At 65.4% G+C, this 19,912-nt stretch carries 25 protein-coding genes; 17 read left to right on the top strand and 8 right to left on the bottom strand.

What is annotated here, in order from left to right; translation table 11 throughout:
- Window positions 1–125 precede the first annotated feature (125 nt).
- The 9 genes from ffh to ACQR2C_RS16860 all read left to right on the top strand — a co-directional run bounded on the left by ffh (window position 126) and on the right by ACQR2C_RS16860 (window position 7,344).
- Window positions 126–1,673, top strand: coding sequence for a signal recognition particle protein (gene ffh / locus ACQR2C_RS16900; protein ID WP_315800724.1), 1,548 nt, complete (start codon window positions 126–128; stop codon window positions 1,671–1,673).
- Between the two features lie 138 nt (window positions 1,674–1,811).
- A complete protein-coding gene (gene rpsP / locus ACQR2C_RS16895; protein WP_008964221.1) occupies window positions 1,812–2,144 on the top strand; it encodes a 30S ribosomal protein S16 in 333 nt (110 codons plus the stop codon).
- Between the two features lie 127 nt (window positions 2,145–2,271).
- Entirely contained in the window at window positions 2,272–2,868 is a 597-nt protein-coding gene (rimM, locus tag ACQR2C_RS16890; RefSeq protein ID WP_316238533.1) for a ribosome maturation factor RimM, read from the top strand.
- 210 nt (window positions 2,869–3,078) lie between these two features.
- Window positions 3,079–3,852: a tRNA (guanosine(37)-N1)-methyltransferase TrmD gene (gene trmD, locus ACQR2C_RS16885; RefSeq protein WP_434881658.1), complete on the top strand. Its 774-nt coding sequence runs from the start codon at window positions 3,079–3,081 to the stop codon at window positions 3,850–3,852.
- A gap of 109 nt (window positions 3,853–3,961) precedes the next feature.
- Complete coding sequence (gene rplS / locus ACQR2C_RS16880) at window positions 3,962–4,345, top strand: 50S ribosomal protein L19 (RefSeq protein WP_315800727.1); 384 nt, start codon at window positions 3,962–3,964, stop codon at window positions 4,343–4,345.
- A 407-nt stretch (window positions 4,346–4,752) separates the two neighbouring features.
- A complete protein-coding gene (gene leuC / locus ACQR2C_RS16875; protein ID WP_434881657.1) occupies window positions 4,753–6,159 on the top strand; it encodes a 3-isopropylmalate dehydratase large subunit in 1,407 nt (468 codons plus the stop codon).
- Between the two features lie 257 nt (window positions 6,160–6,416).
- A complete protein-coding gene (locus ACQR2C_RS16870) occupies window positions 6,417–6,743 on the top strand; it encodes a hypothetical protein (RefSeq protein WP_434881656.1) in 327 nt (108 codons plus the stop codon).
- Window positions 6,736–6,948, top strand: a complete 213-nt coding sequence (locus ACQR2C_RS16865; protein ID WP_316180291.1) for a hypothetical protein — start codon at window positions 6,736–6,738, stop codon at window positions 6,946–6,948. Before ACQR2C_RS16870 ends, ACQR2C_RS16865 begins: the two co-directional genes overlap by 8 nt.
- A 180-nt stretch (window positions 6,949–7,128) precedes the next feature.
- Entirely contained in the window at window positions 7,129–7,344 is a 216-nt protein-coding gene (locus ACQR2C_RS16860) for a hypothetical protein (protein WP_315800731.1), read from the top strand.
- Window positions 7,345–7,427: 83 nt separating this feature from the next.
- Here ACQR2C_RS16860 and ACQR2C_RS16855 read toward each other — a convergent pair whose 3' ends face one another.
- From ACQR2C_RS16855 to ACQR2C_RS16840, 4 genes are all read right to left on the bottom strand, one after another.
- Entirely contained in the window at window positions 7,428–8,126 is a 699-nt protein-coding gene (locus ACQR2C_RS16855) for a hypothetical protein (RefSeq protein WP_434881655.1), read from the bottom strand.
- A 303-nt stretch (window positions 8,127–8,429) separates the two neighbouring features.
- Window positions 8,430–8,705: a hypothetical protein gene (locus tag ACQR2C_RS16850; protein ID WP_434881654.1), complete on the bottom strand. Its 276-nt coding sequence runs from the start codon at window positions 8,703–8,705 to the stop codon at window positions 8,430–8,432.
- A 94-nt stretch (window positions 8,706–8,799) separates the two neighbouring features.
- Complete coding sequence (locus ACQR2C_RS16845) at window positions 8,800–9,069, bottom strand: hypothetical protein (protein WP_315800734.1); 270 nt, start codon at window positions 9,067–9,069, stop codon at window positions 8,800–8,802.
- A 291-nt stretch (window positions 9,070–9,360) separates the two neighbouring features.
- Window positions 9,361–9,669 (bottom strand): hypothetical protein, encoded by a 309-nt coding sequence (locus tag ACQR2C_RS16840; RefSeq protein ID WP_410051388.1) that lies wholly within the window; start codon window positions 9,667–9,669, stop codon window positions 9,361–9,363.
- A gap of 142 nt (window positions 9,670–9,811) precedes the next feature.
- On the opposite strand from ACQR2C_RS16840, the gene ACQR2C_RS16835 reads away from it, so the two are divergent.
- From ACQR2C_RS16835 to ACQR2C_RS16815, 5 genes are all read left to right on the top strand, one after another.
- Window positions 9,812–10,210, top strand: coding sequence for a metallopeptidase family protein (locus tag ACQR2C_RS16835; RefSeq protein WP_315800736.1), 399 nt, complete (start codon window positions 9,812–9,814; stop codon window positions 10,208–10,210).
- 90 nt (window positions 10,211–10,300) lie between these two features.
- Window positions 10,301–10,903, top strand: coding sequence for a 3-isopropylmalate dehydratase small subunit (leuD, locus tag ACQR2C_RS16830; RefSeq protein WP_315800737.1), 603 nt, complete (start codon window positions 10,301–10,303; stop codon window positions 10,901–10,903).
- A gap of 81 nt (window positions 10,904–10,984) precedes the next feature.
- Window positions 10,985–11,785, top strand: a complete 801-nt coding sequence (locus tag ACQR2C_RS16825) for a hypothetical protein (protein ID WP_315800738.1) — start codon at window positions 10,985–10,987, stop codon at window positions 11,783–11,785.
- Between the two features lie 111 nt (window positions 11,786–11,896).
- Complete coding sequence (locus ACQR2C_RS16820; RefSeq protein ID WP_434881653.1) at window positions 11,897–12,313, top strand: DUF6455 family protein; 417 nt, start codon at window positions 11,897–11,899, stop codon at window positions 12,311–12,313.
- Window positions 12,314–12,347: 34 nt separating this feature from the next.
- Window positions 12,348–12,719 carry a c-type cytochrome gene (locus tag ACQR2C_RS16815; protein WP_434881652.1) on the top strand — a complete coding sequence of 124 codons (372 nt, stop codon included), beginning with the start codon at window positions 12,348–12,350 and terminating at the stop codon, window positions 12,717–12,719.
- Between the two features lie 4 nt (window positions 12,720–12,723).
- Here the strand turns inward: ACQR2C_RS16815 and ACQR2C_RS16810 are convergent, their stop codons facing one another.
- Window positions 12,724–13,602, bottom strand: coding sequence for an HpcH/HpaI aldolase/citrate lyase family protein (locus ACQR2C_RS16810; protein ID WP_434881651.1), 879 nt, complete (start codon window positions 13,600–13,602; stop codon window positions 12,724–12,726).
- A 101-nt stretch (window positions 13,603–13,703) separates the two neighbouring features.
- Between ACQR2C_RS16810 and ACQR2C_RS16805 the strand changes: the two genes are divergently transcribed.
- A complete protein-coding gene (locus tag ACQR2C_RS16805; RefSeq protein WP_316215500.1) occupies window positions 13,704–14,348 on the top strand; it encodes a carbonic anhydrase in 645 nt (214 codons plus the stop codon).
- 66 nt (window positions 14,349–14,414) lie between these two features.
- On the opposite strand, the gene ACQR2C_RS16800 is transcribed toward ACQR2C_RS16805, so the two are convergent.
- Complete coding sequence (locus ACQR2C_RS16800) at window positions 14,415–14,978, bottom strand: TIGR00645 family protein (protein ID WP_434881650.1); 564 nt, start codon at window positions 14,976–14,978, stop codon at window positions 14,415–14,417.
- Between the two features lie 248 nt (window positions 14,979–15,226).
- Entirely contained in the window at window positions 15,227–16,261 is a 1,035-nt protein-coding gene (locus tag ACQR2C_RS16795; protein ID WP_316238545.1) for an aspartate-semialdehyde dehydrogenase, read from the bottom strand.
- Between the two features lie 114 nt (window positions 16,262–16,375).
- Here ACQR2C_RS16795 and ACQR2C_RS16790 point away from each other — a divergent pair, with 114 nt between their 5' ends.
- Window positions 16,376–17,176: a hypothetical protein gene (locus tag ACQR2C_RS16790; protein ID WP_434863712.1), complete on the top strand. Its 801-nt coding sequence runs from the start codon at window positions 16,376–16,378 to the stop codon at window positions 17,174–17,176.
- A gap of 228 nt (window positions 17,177–17,404) precedes the next feature.
- Entirely contained in the window at window positions 17,405–17,788 is a 384-nt protein-coding gene (locus tag ACQR2C_RS16785; protein ID WP_315800746.1) for a hypothetical protein, read from the top strand.
- A gap of 943 nt (window positions 17,789–18,731) precedes the next feature.
- On the opposite strand, the gene leuB is transcribed toward ACQR2C_RS16785, so the two are convergent.
- Window positions 18,732–19,844, bottom strand: coding sequence for a 3-isopropylmalate dehydrogenase (gene leuB, locus ACQR2C_RS16780; protein ID WP_434863711.1), 1,113 nt, complete (start codon window positions 19,842–19,844; stop codon window positions 18,732–18,734).
- Between the last annotated feature and the right edge of the window lie 68 nt (window positions 19,845–19,912).

The following is a 19,912-nucleotide window of genomic DNA, read 5'->3' as shown; positions in this document are numbered from 1 at the left end:
CAAACGTGTTTGGACTGACGGTTTCGGCCGATCTGCCGAGGCCTATATGGTCGTCATAGGCCGCAGCACGCGGCGATGACGGGCGGCAATGAAGCGAGCGCCCGGCAAGGGCAAAGGATACGGCATTGTTCGACAATCTGTCGGAAAGGCTTGGCGGCATTCTCGATCGGCTGACGGGGCGTGGTTCGCTCTCGGAAGCCGATGTCGACGCCGCGATGCGCGAGGTCCGCCGGGCGCTGCTCGAGGCCGACGTCGCACTGGAGGTTGTCCGCAGCTTCACCGAGCGCGTGCGCGAGCAGGCGATCGGCGCCACCGTGGTCAAGTCGGTCACCCCCGGCCAGATGGTCGTGAAGATCGTCCATGACGAGTTGGTCAAGACGCTCGGCGACGACGGCCAGACCATCGACCTCAATGCCGTGCCGCCGGTGCCGATCATGATGGTCGGCCTGCAGGGCTCGGGCAAGACCACCACCACTGCCAAGCTCGCCCGGCGCATGGTTCAGCGCGACAAGCGCAAGGTGCTGATGGCCTCGCTCGACGTCTACCGTCCGGCCGCCATGGAGCAGCTCGCGGTGCTCGGCCGCGACTTGGACATTCCGACCCTGCCGATCGTCGCCGGCCAGATGCCTCCGCAGATCGCACGCCGCGCCATCGAGGCCGCCAAGCTCGGCGGCTATGACGTGGTGCTGCTCGACACCGCCGGCCGCACCACTCTCGACGAGGACATGATGAAGGAGGCCGCCGAGATCAAGGCGGTCGCCAACCCGCACGAGATCCTGCTGGTCGCGGATTCGCTGACCGGCCAGGACGCCGTCAATCTCGCCCGCTCGTTCGACCAGCGCGTCGGCCTCACCGGCATCGCGCTGACCCGTATCGACGGCGACGGCCGCGGCGGCGCCGCGCTGTCGATGCGCGCTGTCACCGGCAAGCCGATCAAGCTGCTCGGCACCGGCGAGAAGACCGACGCGCTGGAGGACTTCTATCCCTCGCGCATCGCCGGCCGCATCCTCGGCATGGGCGACATCGTCTCGCTGGTCGAGAAGGCCGCGGCGAACATCGACGCCGAGAAGGCCGCGCGCGCCGCCGAGAAGATGCGCAAGGGTCAGTTCGACCTCAACGACATGCGCGAGCAGCTCTTGCAGATGTCGCAGATGGGCGGCATCAGCGGGCTCATGGGCATGATGCCCGGCATCTCCAAGATGAAGAACCAGATCGCGGCCGCCGGGATCGACGACAAGATCCTCAAGCGGCAGGTTGCGATCATCGATTCGATGACCCGCGAGGAGCGCAAGCATCCCGACCTGCTGAAGGCGAGCCGCAAGAAGCGCATCGCCGCGGGCTCCGGCCAGAGCGTCGAGCACGTCAACAAGCTCTTGAAGATGCACCGGAACATGGCCGACGTGATGAAGGCCATGGGCTCCGGCAAGCGCGGCCCGCTCGCCGGCATCGCCCAGGCGATGGGTTTTGGCGGCGGTGGCGGCATGCCCTCGCCGGAGCAGCTCAAGGCGATGGCCGAGAAGATGCCGGGCGGCATGCCCGGCGGCCTGCCGAATTTGCCGAAGGATCTTCCCGCTGGCCTGCGCGGCGGCTTGCCCAATCTTCCGGGCCTCACCGGTCTCAGCGGCAAGCCGACCCTGCCGGGTCTCGGCCTGCCTCCGGGGAAGAAGAAATGAGCTCACTCCCGTCATTGCGAGGAGCGAAGCGACGAAGCAATCCAGAGTCGCGCACGCCGCTCTGGATTGCTTCGCTTCGCTCGCAATGACGACCCATCCAACTTCGTATCAAGACATCGACACCTAAGGAGAACTTTCATGTCCGTCGTCATTCGTCTCGCCCGTGCCGGCACCAAGAAGCGCCCGGTCTATCACGTCGTCGTCGCCGACTCGCGCTTCCCGCGTGACGGCCGTTTCATCGAGCGCCTCGGCTACTTCAATCCGCTGATGCCGAAGGACAACGAGGCGCGCCTCAAGCTCGACATGGAGAAGGTGAAGGGCTGGCTCGCCAAGGGCGCGCAGCCGTCCGACCGCGTCGCCCGCTTCCTCGATGCCGCCGGCGTCAAGAAGCGCGAAGCCCGCCAGAACCCGATCAAGGCCGTGCCGCGGAAGGAGCGCAAGGCCCAGGCCGAAGCCGCCGCAAAGGGCTAAGCCTCTTGCTGCGCGAGGCCTCATGCTTCGAGACGCACGGCTTTCGCCGTGCTCTTCAGCATGAGGTGATCGCTCCTCGTCCTGAGGAGCGCGCCGTTGCGCGCGTCTCGAAGGACGAGGCCCGCTGATGTCCAAGCTCATCTGCGTCGCCAGGATCGGCGCCGCGCACGGCGTGCGCGGCGAGGTCCGCTTATGGACCTTCACCGAGGATCCGCTGGCCGTGCTGCATTTCGGTCCGCTCACGACCAAGGACGGCAGCCGATCGTTCGAGGTCGCGAAGGCGCGCGAGGCCAAGGATCATCTGGTCGCCGCGATCAAGGGCGTCACGGACCGCAATGCGGCCGAACGGCTCAACGGGCTCGAGCTCTATGTGCCGCGTGAGCGCCTGCCCGAGACCGATGACGACGAATACTACCACGCCGACCTGATCGGCTTGGCCGCCGAGACCACCTCAGGCGCCCCGCTCGGCCGCGTGCTCGCCGTCCATAATTTCGGCGCCGGCGACATCATCGAGATCGCCCCGCCCTCCGGCAGCACCTTGATGCTGCCGTTCACCAATGCCGTGGTGCCGACGGTCGATCTGGCAGGCGGCCGGGTGATCATCGAGTTGCCGGCCGAGATTGACGGCGAGGATCGAGCTTCGGCCGATGAAACGGCGTCGGCTGAGGACGATGCTGCCGCCCAAAACTCAGCTCGTCATCCCCGCGAAAGCGGGGATCCATAGCCACCGCAGCCGATTGGCTTGCGCGGAACTGGCCGCGTGCCACTTTCCAACATCACGCGGTATGGGTCCCGGATCGGCGCCGCGACGCGCTGATGCGCGTCACGGCTTGTCCGGGACGACACCGGTGGTGGAGCATCAGCCGCGAGATGACGGCGCCGCATTGAGCGATCGGGGCTCGATCTTGCTTCGCCGCTGCCGTAACAGAGCGCCATGACCACTTCGCCCTCTCCGACCGCGCCCTGGCGCGCGACTGTGCTGACGCTGTTTCCGGAGATGTTTCCCGGGCCGCTGGGCGTGAGCCTCGCCGGCCGGGCGCTGGCATCAGGCATCTGGACGCTGGAGGCGCGCGACATCCGGGCCTCGGCGACCGACAAGCACCGGAGTGTCGATGATACGCCGGCTGGAGGCGGCCCGGGAATGGTGCTGCGCGCGGACGTGCTGGCCGCCGCGATCGATGCCGCCGCCGTTGCACCCGAACGGCCGAAGCTGCTGATGAGCCCGCGCGGTCGGCCCTTGACCCAGGCCTTCGTCCGCGAGCTTGCCGACGGTCCCGGCCCGCTGATCGTTTGCGGCCGTTTCGAAGGCATCGACCAGCGCGTCATCGACGCGCGCGAGCTGATCGAGGTCTCGATCGGAGATTATGTGCTGTCGGGCGGCGAGATCGCCGCGCTGGTGCTGATCGACGCCTGCGTGCGACTGCTGCCCGGTGTGATGGGCAAGCTCGAATCCGGCACTGACGAGAGCTTCTCCGACGGCCTACTGGAGTACCCGCAATACACGCGCCCGCAGCTGTTCGAGGGCCGTCCCATTCCGGATGTGCTCACCTCGGGCGATCACGCCAAGGTCGCGGCGTGGCGGCGCGCGCAGGCCGAGGCGCTCACGCAAGCGCGGCGGCCGGATCTGTGGGCCGAACGGCAGGTGCGCCAGACCCTGGAACAAAGCAGGACCAGCCAAAAAGCGCCAAAAAGCACGACAGACGGGTGACAAGCCTCGCGCTTTGGCTTATAGGAGCGCCCAATTCCGCAAGTGACGGCAGGAACAAGCGCAGCCCCCGCGTGACCCGGCTGGGCGCGCCGCCGATGGAGATTTACCCGTGAACCTGATTCAGCAGCTCGAAAAAGAGCAGTTCGACAAGCTGTCCGCCAACAAGACCATTCCGGAGTTCGGCCCGGGCGACACCGTGATCGTCAACGTGAAGGTGGTCGAAGGCGAGCGCACGCGCGTGCAGGCCTATGAAGGCGTCTGCATCGGCCGGTCCGGCGGCGGCATCAACGAGAGCTTCACCGTCCGCAAGATCTCCTACGGCGAGGGCGTGGAGCGCGTGTTCCCGATCCTCTCCCCGATGATCGACTCGATCAAGGTCGTGCGCCGCGGCAAGGTGCGTCGCGCCAAGCTGTATTACCTGCGCCAGCTGCGCGGCAAGTCGGCCCGCATCGTCGAGAAGCAGGACCGCCAGCAGGCCGCGGTGAACGAGTAATCGTTGCTTCCCATGGATTGACGAAGAGCGCGGGCTGGTCCCGCGCTTTTTGTTTTGGGCACCGTCATTGCGAGGAGCGGAGCGACGAAGCAATCCAGAGTCCTCGCTCAGCCCTGGATTGCTTCGCTTCGCTCGCAATGACGGCGGGCGCAAACGCATCTCGCACTCCCTTGCCCGCGTGCTATATATCTCCCTGAAATGGTTCTAGATCGCACCAGCATGGCCTGCCGCCGCGTCGTCATCGACGATCATAGCCGGCTGCCCGGGCGGTTCTTCGGACGCTTCGCCACCTCGGCGACGTCGGAGCTTAGGCGCGCGCTGTAAGCCGCAGCGCCTCAGTCCTGATTGTTCGCGCGTGCCCGTCACGCGTCGTGTCTCAAACCTTAAATTCCCGGGAGCATTCGCTCATGTCGAAGCCGACCACCCTGTACGACAAGATCTGGAACGACCATCTGGTGCACGAAGCCGAGGACGGCACCTGCCTGCTCTACATCGACCGCCACCTGGTGCACGAGGTGACGTCGCCGCAAGCGTTCGAAGGCCTGCGCGCCACCGGGCGCAAGGTGCATGCGCCGGAGAAGACGCTGGCCGTGGTTGATCACAACGTGCCGACCACCGACCGTTCCAAGCCGAATCCGGATCCGGAGAGCATCGAGCAGATCAAGGCGCTGGCGGAGAACGCCAAGGAATTCGGCATCGAATATTACAACGAATTCGACCGCCGCCAGGGCATCGTCCACGTCATCGGCCCCGAGCAGGGTTTTACGCTGCCCGGCACCACGATCGTCTGCGGTGACAGCCACACCTCGACGCATGGCGCGTTCGGCGCGCTGGCGCACGGCATCGGCACCTCCGAGGTCGAGCACGTGCTGGCGACACAGACGCTGATCCAGAAGAAGGCGAAGAACATGCGCGTCACCGTCGACGGCAAGCTGCCGGACGGCGTGACGGGCAAGGACATCATCCTCGCCATCATCGGCGAGATCGGCACCGCGGGAGGTACCGGCTACGTGCTGGAATACGCCGGCGAGGCGATCCGCTCGCTGTCGATGGAAGGCCGCATGACCGTCTGCAACATGTCGATCGAGGGCGGCGCGCGCGCCGGTCTGGTCGCGCCCGACCAGAAGGCGTTCGACTTCCTGCGCGGCCGTCCCAAGGCGCCGCAGGGCGCCGCCTGGGACGCAGCGATGCGCTACTGGGAGACGCTGCGCTCCGACGACGGCGCGCATTTCGACCATGAGCTCAGGCTCGACGCCGCCAAGCTGCCGCCGATCGTGACCTGGGGCACCTCGCCCGAGGACGTGATCTCGGTGACCGGCGTGGTGCCCGATCCGGACAAGATCGCAGACGAGGCCAAGCGCATCTCCAAGCATCGCGCGCTGAAGTACATGGGCCTGACCGCGGGCACGAAGATCACCGACATCAAGCTCGACCGCGTTTTCATCGGCTCCTGCACCAACGGCCGCATCGAGGATCTCCGCGCCGCCGCCAAGATCGCCGAAGGCAAGACCGTCAGCGGCCACGTCAACGCGATGGTCGTCCCGGGCTCGGGCATCGTCAAGGAGCAGGCCGAGGCCGAGGGCCTCGACAAGATCTTCATCAAGGCCGGCTTCGAATGGCGCGAGCCGGGCTGCTCGATGTGCCTTGCCATGAACCCGGACAAGCTGGCGCCGGAAGAGCGCTGCGCCTCGACCTCGAACCGCAACTTCGAAGGCCGCCAGGGCTTCAAGGGCCGCACCCACCTGGTGTCACCCGCGATGGCCGCGGCGGCTGCGATCGCAGGACACTTCGTCGACGTGCGCGACTGGCGCTGATCAAGCCGCCCGGTCATCGCTTTCTGCGTTGCTCGACTTCAAAAGGCGACGTTCGTGTCAACGAACGTCGCCTTTGTATGCCTGCCGACGCCTTCAACTTTGCGCCGGAAACGTCGGGATGTCCGGCCATTTATTTCGAACTGATCATCGACCTGCTGCAGTGCGAGCGGTTTACTGACTGCACTCTTCAAGGTTGCAATTCGAAGACAAGTCTCTTATGATTTGATCGGTCAGGCGCCGTCGAGCGGGAGAATCATATGATTCATCCATTCAATGTCGATCCTCAAAATCCTTACGACGGCCCTGACTTCGACGAGTTCTGCATCGCAGAGAAGAGCTATTTGAGCGCGCGACGGGATCGCAGCGATTGCTTCACCTGCGCGCTTTCCAAGCTCTGCCAGGCTGGCTTTGAACATCAAGTCGACCTTGCTGCACAAGGCAAGGACCCCAGCCTTACCAAGGATTGCCAACTCACGGCCGAAGACCTGACCGCCGAACGTCTTTTCGATGGGCTTACGGATGAACAAGTCGACTTCGTAAAAATTCATATCCCCGGACTTGCGAAGGAGCACGACAATGTCTGATCCCGCATCAATGCAACTTGAGGCCAAGAAGCAGCTTGCGAGCAAAGCCGAAGCCGTTGCGAAACATCAGTTGGAAGCCAAGCGCCAACTCAGCGAGAAGGCAGCGCTCGCGAGCAAGACTCAATTGGAAGCCAAGAAGCAGCTGATGGAGAAAGCCGATCTGACCAGCCGGATGCAACTGGCCTCGAAGAAAGCAAAGTCCTGACATTCGCAGTGATCGTGAGGTCGGTTGCTTCTGACGATCCGCTCTGGCGCACGACGTGATGATCGGTACGAATCTTCAGTGAAGTCTTGGCAGTTCGGCAATACTTTCTTAGGACCGCGGGCGCAAAATCCTACCACCGGACGCGCCGCGTCTGCAGAGGAACGTGCCGAGGAGCCTGACATGGCCGACAAGCCGGAATACGTCGACCTCATCCGCGATGCGACACGCCAGCGCCGCAAGACACCGCCCGCCAAGATCATCGCCCAGCCGGAGGCTCCGAAGGAGGAGCGGCGGTTGTCGAACTGGCCGCCCGGCCGCTTTGCCAAATGGCGCATCGAGACGTTGGTGCCGTGGAAGCTGAGCGTGAAGAACTGGCAGTTCAAGGACTGGCTCTGACTGTCGCGCCTCACTCCATCCCCCTGAAATGAGAGAAGGGCGCCGTTGGGCGCCCTTCCTGTTTTATCGAACTTCAAGCACGATCAGTAGTAGCGCCAGTGGTGGCGGTGGCGATGATGCCATCGGTGATGATGGCGCCAGTGATGACCCCGCCAATGCCGGTAGTGGCAGATGCGGCGTGGCCCGTAATGGGTCCAGACGACGCGGCAGCGACGATAGGGATAGTAGTAGCCCGTCGTATAAATCGGCGTGTAGTAGCTGCGGTAGCCGTAGAAATGACGGCGGTGATGGTGGAAGTACGGCCGGTAGGCGTAGTGCGGACGATAATGATAGCCACCGCCATGGAACACCGGCCGCGGACCGAATCCGCCATGGAATGCCGGGCCACCACCGTGGAAGGCCGGACGCGGGCCACCACCGCCGAAGGCATGTCCTCCCCCATGAAACGCGGGACTGCCGCCGCCACCCCTGAACATGGCGCCGCCGCCATGGAACGCCGGGCCACCGCCTCCGCCGTGGAACGCCGGACCGCCGTGGAAGCCGCCACCGCCCCCACCGTGGAATCCACCACCGCCGGGATGCCCGCCGCCACCGCCACCGGGGCCTCGGACCTGAACGGCCAACACTTCCGAAGGTGTCTGCGTGGCGGAGCCGGCACCGGGACTCACCGGCGACATCGCAAGCGCAGGCCGTCCGGACGCGCCCGCCAAGACAAACAGTGTGGCCGCCGCAAGACTGAGGCGACGAGCAAGACCAGCACGCTGGTCCTTCATCCTCATCATGGTCCCTTCTCCCTGAATGCTGTGCAACGATGGACCCATGCAGCGCCGATGCTGGTCGTCCGATCGGTGGATTCGCGCACCCCCATCATGAACGTAGAGATAGCGACGTGAATGCGGCATGAATGATGCACGTTGCACGCGCATCTGCGGCGTGGCGTCGCGGCGAAGGAGATGCACGGGAGCCTCTACGTCGTCCTGCAACTCAGGATCACGGATGACGGCACAACGGCTCACGTGCTGCTCGTGCGGGGACTTCGCAACTAACCACACGCAGGAAACGCAACGCGCCTTGCGGACACGGCCTCAATCGTAGAACGGCGTGAACAGAACCAAGGGTCCCGGCGGATAGGCTGGCGTGTAGTCCGTGGGACGGTCGAGATAATGCGGCACCTCTGCCGTCGCCACCACGGGCTTCGATCGGCGACCCTGCCGGCGCGGGCCAGCATCCGTGATGGTCTGACGCGCCTGCGTAACGGCGGGAGCTGCGGCGACAGGAGAGGTGGCGGCGGAACTTGCGAGCAGCATCGCCACCGTGACAATGCCGATCCCGAACCAGGTTCTGTCGACTGATGGTTTCACGGCGAATCTCGTTGCCAGCCCCCATCAACATGCAGGCCCGCAAAGCGGGCCTGCATGATCTCGGTCATTGTCTCGATCGGACGGAAAGCGCGACTTACCAGCGGCCGTGATGGCGATGTCCGTAGTGATGCGGCCGCCAGTGATGACGCGGATGGTAGTAATGCCGAGGATAATAGTGGCGCCGGGGATGCCAATGCCGGCGGCCGTGCCAATGCGCCTGAGTGGTCTCCTGCGCCGTGCCCTGCTGCACCGCGGTCGCGGCGCCCGGATTGATCAGCGACAGCGCCTGCGCGCGTTCGGCGGGGGCAGCCATCACGAGAACGGCGCCAACCGCCGCGATGCCCAACAGTTTCATCACAGTCATGAACTTCTCCCTCGATCGCCTGACATCACGTCCGGCTCCGTACATTCCGCCTTGTCAGTTGCCTGAATGGCGGCCGCAGCAGCGCGACGCAGATCAGTCTCGAACGAGCGACGTGAATGGGACATGAAGACCTGCGCAGGAGCAGAATGCCGAATGTCGCGCGTGGTTCCGCCGCAGTGCGCGACATAGCGGCACTGTGTCCGGACGGTAACATCAGGGCAACGTCGCGATCGATCGCGACCAGATCATGTGCGCGCCTGCCGAGCCGATCAGTGCGGGGGGACCCAGGAGTCAGCCGCGTCGCCAGATGCAACTCATATGCGGGACGATCACGGTGCCGCTCGGCCGATGCTCCGGAACATAGGTGGCATCGCATACCCGAACTGCGTTCGGCCCCGGATTGAAGCGCGGCACCACGTCGGGCTGCCAATGACCCTCGTAGCGCGGATAGATCTGGATTCGTCGTTGCCGGCGCTGCGCGGAGAGATCGGTGCTCACCTCACTCTGCACGGCGCCGCGCGCGCCGGCGGCCTGCTCCGCTTGCGCTGCCGCCGAGATCGAGACCACGACCGCCGCAGCCAGCGCCGCTCCGGCCAGCACCATCGACATCTGCCTCATCTGTCCCTCAACCCCCCAGTTCGCGCGTCACGGTCGCCGGTTTCATCCCCTGCGTCAACCAGCTCCGCCACACATGTCATAGAACCAAGATGCAAGATGATCAAAGCCGGGCTAGAAGGCGGCAATGTGGACAGATCTGAAAGCCCCCTCGCTCGCCGACATGGAAGTCATGGCGCACGAGATGTTCGAGCGTCTGCCCGAGCATTTTCGCAGGATGTGCGAGGGCGTCGTCATCCGGGTCGACGACTTTCCGACCGAGGAGGTGCTCGACGAAATGCAGGCCGAAAGCGAGTTCGACCTGCTCGGCCTGTTCCAGGGCACGGGGCTGCCGTTTCGCAGCAATGACGACCTGCCGCGCCTGCCCAACATGATCTGGCTCTATCGCCGCCCGATCCTCGACTACTGGGCCGAGCATGACGAGAGCCTCGGCCACATCGTCCGCCATGTGCTGATCCACGAGATCGGCCATCATTTCGGAATGTCCGACGACGACATGGAGGCGATCGAGGCGTCCGTCGACTGACGACCCGGCCGATAGCGCCGGCATTTTGACTTTATCCGGCCTGCCGTTCGGGCTAAACAGCGGCCTGCCCGTATTCTCGAAGGTGCCCCGATGGACAAGTTCACCACGCTGGAAGGCGTCGCCGCGCCGCTGAAGATCATCAATGTCGACACCGACATGATCATCCCCAAGCAGTACCTGAAGACCATCAAGCGCACCGGCCTCGGCAAGGGCCTGTTCTCGGAGCAGCGCTACAAGGACGACGGCAGCGAGAACCCGGATTTCGTGCTCAACCAGCCGGCGTACCGCAACGCGAAGATCCTGGTCGCCGGCGACAATTTCGGCTGCGGCTCGAGCCGTGAGCACGCCCCCTGGGCGCTGCTCGATTTCGGCATCCGCTGCGTGATCTCGACCTCGTTCGGCGACATCTTCTACAACAACTGCTTCAAGAACGGCATTCTGCCGATCCGCGTGTCGCAGGCCGATCTCGACAAGCTGTTCGACGACGCCGAGCGCGGCGCCAACGCGACCCTGACGGTCGACCTCGCCAAGCAGGAGATCCGCGGTCCCGACGGCGGCACCGTCAAGTTCGACATCGATCCCTTCCGCAAGCATTGCCTGCTCAACGGGCTCGACGACATCGGCCTGACGCTGGAAAAGAAGGCCTCGATCGACAGCTATGAGGCCAAGCTGGCCGAGCGCGCCTGGGCCTGAGCCCCGCTGAGGGATGGTGAGTTCGCGGGCCCCGGACCTCGTCCGGGGCCTTGTTTCGAGAGCAGCCCAGCAGGTCCGCCGTTGACGCGTGTAGTGCCCGAGGTCGTGACCTTCTGGCGGGGGCCGCTCGACCGGCTGCGCCAGACCTGCCTGCGGTCGCAGCTCGCGGCCGGCCACAAGGTCACGGTCTACAGCTTCGATCCGCTGCCCGGCCTGCCCGACGGGGTCGGCAATGCCGAGGCCGAGGCGATCCTTCCTTACGCATTCTCCGAACGTCTCAGGCCGCCGCAGCCTGACGGCAGCTGGCGCGATTGGACCACCTTGCAGTTCAGCGACTTCTTCCGGATGCGGCTGATGGCACAACGCGCCGGCCTCTGGCTCGATGCCGACGTGCTGCTGCTCAGGCCGGTCGAGATTGATCCGGCTCTGCCCTACTTCGCCTGGGAGCGGCCGCGGCAGCTCGGCAATTCCGTGCTCTACCTGCCGCCGGAGGATCCGATCGTCGCCGAATTCACCGCGCTGATGGCGCAGGACGAGCTGACGCCGAACTGGCTGTCGCTGCGTCACCGCCTCACCTATGCGCTGCGCCGCCTGCGCGGCGGCTCCGACCGCCTGTCGGACATCCGCGTCGCCATCTTCGGCCCGGCCGCGCTGACGGCGCTCGGCCGCCGCCATGGCTCGCTGCGCCATGCGCTGCCGAAGCGCAGCTTCTACGCGGTGCATGCCGAGCCGAAGGCGTTCTTCGATCCGTCCGACTTCTCCGGGTTGATCGCTGATCCCCAGATCATCGGCCTGCACATCTCGCCGAAGGGTCGCGGCGGCGAGGCGCCGATCCCCGGCAGCCTCTATGCGTGGGCAGCCGAGCGATTTGCCCCGCGCTGACCGTCGCCGCGCAGCTTTGCGGCCGGCGCAGGGCCGATTTGCTGCTTGATCTAACGCAACGTCGGCGCGGCCACCCGGTGATTGATTGCGGGCCATCATCGGAGACGTGTCATGACCGTAGACGCCAAGCCCTATCCGCGGGTTCAGTTCCTGATCGATACGTTCGCGCAATGGCTCCGGCACCGGCGTGAGCTGAGCGAGCTCCGGCAGCTCGACCGCGACGATTTCGAGCGCATCGCGATGGACCTGCAGGTCACGCCGGCCGATCTCGACGAGCTGGTCCGCCAAGGCGAGCACGCCGCCGACGAGCTGCCGCAGATGCTGAAGGCGCTCGGCATCGACGAGGCCGCGCTGGGGCGCGCCGAGCCGCTGGTGCTGCGCGACATGGAGCGCGTCTGCGCCATGTGCAAGGACAAGCCGCGCTGCCATCGCGATCTCGCCGCCGGCACGAGCGCCGAGCACTACGAGGAGTACTGCCTCAACGCCCCGACCATCGACCGCCTGGGCAGCGCCGCGGTCAAGCACTGATCGCCGTCTCCCTCCCATCCAGCGGAGCAATGCGATGAGCCTGCCGAATCTGCACCGCAACACCTGGCTCCATGTCGGCGCCGCGATCCTGCTCGCGCTCGGCGCGATGCTGCTGATCCGGCTGCACAATGCCGGCGGCGTAACGCCGGCCGCCGACAGCGTGCAGGCGGGGCGCAAGCTGGCGGAGGCCTGGTGCAGCACCTGCCACGCCATCGACGCCAGCGGAGCGAGAGCCCAGACCACGACCGCCCCCGATTTCGTGGCGGTCGCCAACATGCCGTCGACGACCGAGCTGTCGCTCAAGGTGTTCCTGCAGAGCAGCCATCCGACGATGCCGAACGTCATCCTGACGACCGAGCAGCGCGGCGACCTCGTCAACTACATCCTCAGTCTGCGGCGCATCTGACGCCTCACTTCGCTGCCGCCGCGATCGCGTCGGCGATCGCGATCGTGCGCCGCGCCATCTCGGCATGCAGCCGCTCGACCATGCGGCCGTCGATCTGGATCGCGCCGCGCGAGGCATTCTCCGGCAGCGCGAACGCGGCAATGATCTTGCGTGCCGCAGCGACCTCGTCGGCCGGCGGGGTGAAGATCGCGTTGCAGGCGTCGATCTGGCCGGGATGGATCAGCGTCTTGCCGTCGAAGCCGAGATCGCGGGCCTGGATGCATTCCTGCGCGAAGCCGTCGGTGTTGGCGAAATCGCTGTAAGGCCCGTCCAGAATCTCCAGCCCATGGGCGCGCGTCGCCAGGATGCAGTGGCTGATCATCGGCAGCATCGTGGAGCGGCCCGGCAGCATGCGGATGCGGGTCTCGCGCGAGATGTCGTTGGGCCCGAATACGAAGCCGGCGAGTCGCGAGCCGTCCTCGTGCACGGTGGCCGCGAGCAGATCGGCATCGAGCACGGCACGCGCCGTCTCGATCATCGCCCATACCTTCAGCGCCGGATCGGCCCCGACCTCGGCCAGACGATCCGTGACCAGGCCGAGGTCCTGGACGGTCGACACCTTGGGAACCAGGATGCCGTCGGTCGCCGCCTGTCCGGCCATGGCGACGTCGTCGCTCCACCAGGGCGTATCCAGGCTGTTGACGCGGATCAGCAGTTCCCGCTTGCCGTAGCCGTCGGCCGCCACCGCTTTGGCGATCTGGTCGCGGGCGGCGGCCTTGGCGTCCGGCGCCACCGAATCTTCGAGATCGAGGATCAGCCCGTCGGCCGGCAGGTTCCGCCCCTTCTCCAGCGCGCGCGCATTGGAGCCGGGCATGAACAAAAGACTGCGGCGCGGGCGGATCATTGCGGCGTTTCCCTTGGTTTATCGGCGCGGCCCGCGATACCATTTCGGGAGCCGGCCCGAAAGGCTTGTTCCCGGAAGCCGCATGTGTTTAGGCAGGATCCATGATCTCGTTTCCGCAACGCCTGCTCGAAGGCTACCGCGCCTTCACCACCCAACGCCTGCCGACCGAACAGAGCCGTTACCTCGAGCTCTCGGAGCGCGGCCAGTCGCCCGAAGTGATGGTGATCGGCTGCTGCGACTCGCGCGTCTCGCCCGAAGTGATCTTCGACGTCGGCCCCGGCGAACTGTTCGTGCTGCGCAACATCGCCAACCTGGTGCCGATCTATCAGCCGGACGCCAACGCGCACGGCGTCTCGGCGGCGCTGGAATATGCCGTCACCGTGCTGAAGGTGAAGCACATCGTCATCCTGGGCCATGCCCAATGTGGCGGCATCCGCGCCTTCGTCGACAAGGCCGCGCCGCTGTCGCCCGGCGACTTCATCGGCCGCTGGATGTCGATGTTCATCAAGCCCGGCGAGGTCGTCGAGCAGCGCTCGCATGAGAGTTTCCAGGACTTCGTCACCCGGATCGAGAAGGCCGCGGTGTTCCGCAGCCTCGAGAACCTGATGACCTTCCCGTTCGTGCGCAGCCGCGTCGAGGCGGGAGACCTTCAGCTCCATGGCGCCTATTTCGGCGTCGCCGAGGGATCGCTGTTCGTGCTGGACAGGGCGACCAAGGAATTCAAGAGCGCGCGCGCTGGCCAATAGCGAAGGGGGAACAGCGAGTAGTTCACCTGCCTTATTCGCCATTCGCGCCTCGCTATTCGCCGCCCATCAATGGTCGCCCGACCAGCGGTCCGACAGCGCCAGCATCAGGGTCGAGACCACGAAGGTCATGTGCACGCCGACCAGCCAGGCGAGCTTGGTCGAGTCGTAGCCGGCGTCGAGATTCATGAACGCCTTCAAGAGCTGGATCGCCGAGATCGCGACGATCGAGGCGAGCAGCTTCTGCTTCAGTGCGGCGAAGTCGACCTTGGTCATCCATTCCGGCCAGTCGGGATGGCCGCCCGGATCGATGCGCGAGACGAAGTTCTCGTAGCCGGAGAACACCACGATCAGCACCAGGTTGCCGGTGAGGCAGACGTCGATCAGGCTGAGCACGCCGAGGATGATGTCGCTCTCCTTGGCGTAGGGCAGATGGACGATGTTCTCCCACAGCAGCAGCACGAACTTGAACAACAGCACCGCGAGGCTGACGACGAGGCCGACATAGAACGGCGCCATCAGCCAGCGGCTCTTGAACAGGAAGCCTTCGAGCCCGCGCTCGAGCGGGCCCGGCGCGTGCTTGGCAGGCACGGGCGCTTGCGCCGCTGACTCGGTCTTGCTGCTCTCTGCCAATTACAATCCCCACCCAGAAAGCGCTCGGTCGTCCCACTGGGACTGTCGCAGCGAATGACCCTTCTGATTAGTTATTCCGTCATACCCGGGCTTGTCCCGGGCATCCACGTCGTTCTCAGTGCGCCGTACCGCGTGGATGGCCGGGACAAGCCCGGCCATGACGACTTGGAGACAGATGATCACAACACTTCGATTGTCATATGCGATGGCCGGACGCTTGCAGGGAAAGGGGGCCCACCGTCAGCCTCTCACGCCGCCTTCTTCTTGGCGGTGATCAGCTTGCGGTTGATCAGCACTTCCGCGATCTGGATCGCGTTCAGCGCCGCGCCCTTGCGCAGATTGTCGGACACGCACCAGAAGGCGAGGCCGTTCTCGACCGTGCCGTCCTCGCGGATGCGGCTGATATAAGTCGCGTCCTCGCCGGCCGCCTCATAAGGCGTCACGTAGCCGCCCGGCTCGTGCTTGTCGATCACGAGACAGCCCGGCGCGTTGCGCAGGATGTTGCGGGCCTCGTCCGCCGTGATCGGATTCTCGAACTCGACGTTGACGGCTTCGGAGTGGCCGACGAACACCGGCACGCGCACGCAGGTCGCGGTCAGCTTGATCTTCGGATCCAGGATCTTCTTGGTCTCCGCCATCATCTTCCACTCTTCCTTGGTGAAGCCGTCTTCCATGAAGACGTCGATCTGCGGAATGACGTTGAAGGCGATGCGCTTGGGGAACTTGTTGTTGATCAGCTCGTCGTTGGTGTAGACGGCCTTGGTCTGCGAGAACAATTCGTCCATCGCATCCTTGCCGGCGCCCGACACCGACTGATAGGTCGACACCACGACGCGCGTGATCTTCGCCTTGTCATGCAGCGGCTTCAACGCGACCACGAGCTGGGCGGTCGAGCAGTTCGGATTGGCGATGATGTTCTTCTTGTTGAAGCCGGCGGCGGCGTCGGCATTCACCTCCGGCACGATCAGCGGCACGTCGGGATCCATGCGCCAGGCCGACGAGTTGTCGATGACGACCGCGCCGGCGGCGCCGATCTTGGGCGACCACTCCTTCGACACCGAGCCACCGGCCGACATCAGGCAGATGTCGACATCGGCAAAATCGTAGTGCTCGAGCGCTTTGACCTTCAGCGTGCGGTCGCCATAGGACACCTCGACGCCGACGCTGCGGCGTGAGGCCAGCGCCACGACCTCGTCGGCGGGGAATTGGCGCTCGTCGAGAATATTGAGCATTTCCCGTCCGACATTGCCGGTCGCGCCGACCACTGCGACTTTGTAACCCATCGTTCACTCTCCGAAGAAATAAGGCCGGCCGCGTATGTCAGCGGAAACCGAAGCGGCAGCGCTTCTATGCGAGAAACGTCCCTGACACAACGTTACCACGACGTCTCGCATTCGATGCAGTCCAATTCGGCCAGAACAGCCGCAGCGCCCCGATCCGGGTCCGTCCTGCAAGGGCTCAAGAGCTTCGCGGACGAGGTCTGCGGCACGTTTGCGCGCCTGTTCGCCTATGTGGGGGCTCTGGCGCTGATCGCCATGCTCGGCGTGGCCGGCTGGAACCATCTCGACCGCGGCGATGACACGCCCGGCCGCGCCGGCTGGACCTTGGCCGACGCCGCAGTGCCGGCGTTCTCGCTCCGCCTCACCGACCAGCCCGACAGGACCGCCACCTATACCGTGCTCACCCACCCCGAAGGCGGCCGCAAGGACGTGCTGCGCTGGGGCGAGCCCGCCGATCGGCCGACTGCCGAGCTCGAGGTCTACCGATTCGGATCGGAGCGCGATGCCAGGCGTGATCCGCGGGCCGATCTCGCGGTCCGGATGGGGCGCAGCACCGCCTCCGAACTCGAGACCGCGGGCGTGATCGACAGCCGGTTCGGTCCAGTCGGCCTGGTGCGCCGGGCCGGGGCGCCCGAGGGCGCCGGGGCCTGCCTCGGCTTTCTCAAGACCATCGCCGAGCCGAGCTTGCGGATCTCCGGCTGGTCGTGCCAGGGCGTGACGATGCCGGCGCGCCGTGCCATGGTCGGCTGCATGCTCAACCGGCTGACCCTGCTGGCGCCCGACCGGCACCGGGCCCTGAGCCAGCTGTTCACGGGGTCCGATCAGCGGCGCGGCGGCTGCGACGAACCCGCCGTAGCCACCGGCAGCGCCGATTGGGTGACGTCGACCGCCAATCCGAGGCTGCGCGGCGCGCTGTGAATGTCCGCCTGCGTCCGGATGTTGCTGGGCGTGACCGTGCCCCATTCGGGCGTCCGCATCGGCAGCCAAGTGACGGATTTTGATGCAACTTTCCCGCCACAGCGGGAATTTATCTTCGGTGCGGCCGCGGGAATGACCTTGTGATGCCACAGCCGACCCAGATATTGTGCGGGCCAAATCATGCGCATGGCGAGCGCCCGCCCCTTTTGGCGCGAGGAAGAGGACGTGATGATCGAATTTTCTGCTGCGACCCGGGTCAAGGCCTTGGCGGTGATCGCCGCGACCGGCCTTGCCGTCACGTCTCTTGCCGTCGCCTCGGCCGATGCCGCCCCCGCCAAGCGCCGCGTCACGACCACCTATAGCAGCGGCAATCCGAACTACTCCTACCAGTCCGGCCCGCGCACCCGCATCTACATCACCCGCCGCTCCTTCCTCGACGGCGGCACCGAGGTGCTTCCGGGCGACCGCAAGTTCTCCGACTATGCGTTCCCGCCGGCCGTCGGCTATCCCTCCTTCGCGCGCGAGAACCTGAACCGGCCGATCGACCGCCAGCCGCTGATGGCGCCGTCCGATCTCGGCGGCTACCCGACCCGGATTCCGATCCCCTACTGAGGACGGCCGCGTCATCTGATCACCGAGGCCGGGCTCTGCCCGGCCTTTTGCTTTTGAGCACGCCTACATCGCTCTCTCCTCTCGTCATTGCGAGGAGCGCAGCGACGAAGCAATCCAGACTGCCCCAGCGGGGGGATTCTGGATTGCTTCGCTGCGGTCGCAATGACGGTGACATGATGCTCTGTTCTCGCGGCGCTGGTGCGTCCGAGTGATGCGATGAATTCCGCCCTCATTGGAAGCGAGGGCGCAGGGAAGGCCGAGCCTCGGCTGAGGCCCGTGGCCCCCGTGCGGAAAGAATGCACGGGGCAGGAACCACAGGTACAGCCGGACCGACCCGGCCTTCCCTGCGCGATGGTTTTCACGCTTACTCTGCGCTCTCCCCGGTGTCCGGCCTGTTAGCCACCGTCGTCGTCGGGATCATCGCCCTTCCGACTTGGCGCCAGCATCGGGGCGCCAGGACCACGCAGCTTCACGTCCGCAAGAGCCTCGTTCGTCCGCATGCCCAAGGACATGCTGCGAGCCCTCGCGGCCACCGCATCCCCGCCTCACGCCTCGTGACGATCGCGAAACGCCCCTTGCAAGCGAAGCGGGATGGAGATGAGAAAACATGTATTCTGGAAAAACGAAAGCGAAATCTTTGGCGCGCGGCGGACGGATCTTGCGATGCATCTGACGACGCTGGCGAAATGAGTCTTTCGACGCAGCCGAATCCGGGCTGAAAAATGTGCGCTCAAGCGTGAGAGGCCACGTCGATCGCGCGAACGACAAACTGATTTGCCCGACGAGCAGGCGGGCTACGCCGGGGTGCGACGGCGATTCGAGCCCGCGCTGATGAGTTGATCGAGCTATATCAGCAACGACGATGCCCTCCCCTCCCCGCGAGGGGGAGGGGAGCAGACTGTCAGCGTGGCGAGAGCCCGGCTGAAATGAGCACTCGCTCCAACTATGCCGCGAGCTTCTCCAGCTCCTTGATGATCGCCTCGCCCATCTGCGTAGTCGAAGCGGGCGTCGAGCCCTCGGCCTTGATGTCGGCGGTGCGCAGACCCGAGGCCAGCACGGCGGCGATGGCGGCGTCTAGCTTGTCGGCGAGCGCGCCCATGTCGAAGGAGTAGCGCAGCGCCATGCCGAACGAGGTCAGCATCGCGATCGGGTTGGCGAGACCCTTGCCGGCGATATCCGGCGCCGAGCCGTGCACCGGCTCGTACAGCGCGCGGCGCTTGTGGGTCTTGGCGTCGACCTCGCCGAGCGAGGCGGACGGCAGCATGCCGAGCGATCCGGTCAGCATCGCCGCGATGTCCGACAGCATGTCGCCGAACAGATTGTCGGTGACGATGACGTCGAACATCTTCGGGTATTTCACCAGGTTCATGCCGCCGGAATCGGCGAGCTGGTGCTCGAGCGTGACGTCCTTGTACTCGCGATTGTGGACCGCGGTGACGACCTCGTTCCAGAGCACGCCCGACTTCATGACGTTGCGCTTCTCCATCGACGTCACCTTGTTCTTGCGCTTGCGCGCGAGGTCGAAGGCGACGCGGGCGATGCGCTCGATCTCATAGGTGTCGTAGACCTGGGTATCGATCGCGCGCTTCTGGCCGTTGCCGAGATCGGTGATGGTCTTTGGCTCGCCGAAATACACGCCGCCGGTGAGCTCCCGCACGATCATGATGTCGAGGCCCTCGACGATCTCGCGCTTCAGGCTGGAGGCATCGGCGAGCGCCGGATAGCACACGGCGGGACGCAGATTGGCGAACAGGCCGAGATCCTTGCGCAGGCGGAGCAGGCCCGCCTCGGGGCGCACCTCGTAGGGAACGCTGTCCCATTTCGGGCCGCCGACGGCGCCGAAGATGATGGCGTCGGCCGCCTTGGCCTTGTCCATGTCGGCCTCCGAGATCGAGGCGCCGTGCGCGTCATAGGCGGCGCCGCCGACCAAGCCCTCTTCGGTCTCGAACGAGGCGAGTCCCTTGCCGTTGAGCCAGCCGATGAGACGCTTCACCTCGGCCATCACTTCGGGGCCGATGCCGTCGCCGGGCAGCAAAAGGAGCTTCTGGGTCGCCATGGTCGTTGTCCTCGCGGGGCTTGTCATGCCGGGGCCTGAGCCCGGACATCCGTCATCTTTTGGCTGGA

The sequence above is a fragment of the Bradyrhizobium sp. HKCCYLRH3061 genome (assembly GCF_051168015.1).
Classification (GTDB): Bacteria; Pseudomonadota; Alphaproteobacteria; order Rhizobiales; family Xanthobacteraceae; genus Bradyrhizobium.
The sequence above is the reverse complement of the archived record's forward strand: the minus strand, read 5'-3'. Positions and strand labels throughout refer to the sequence as shown.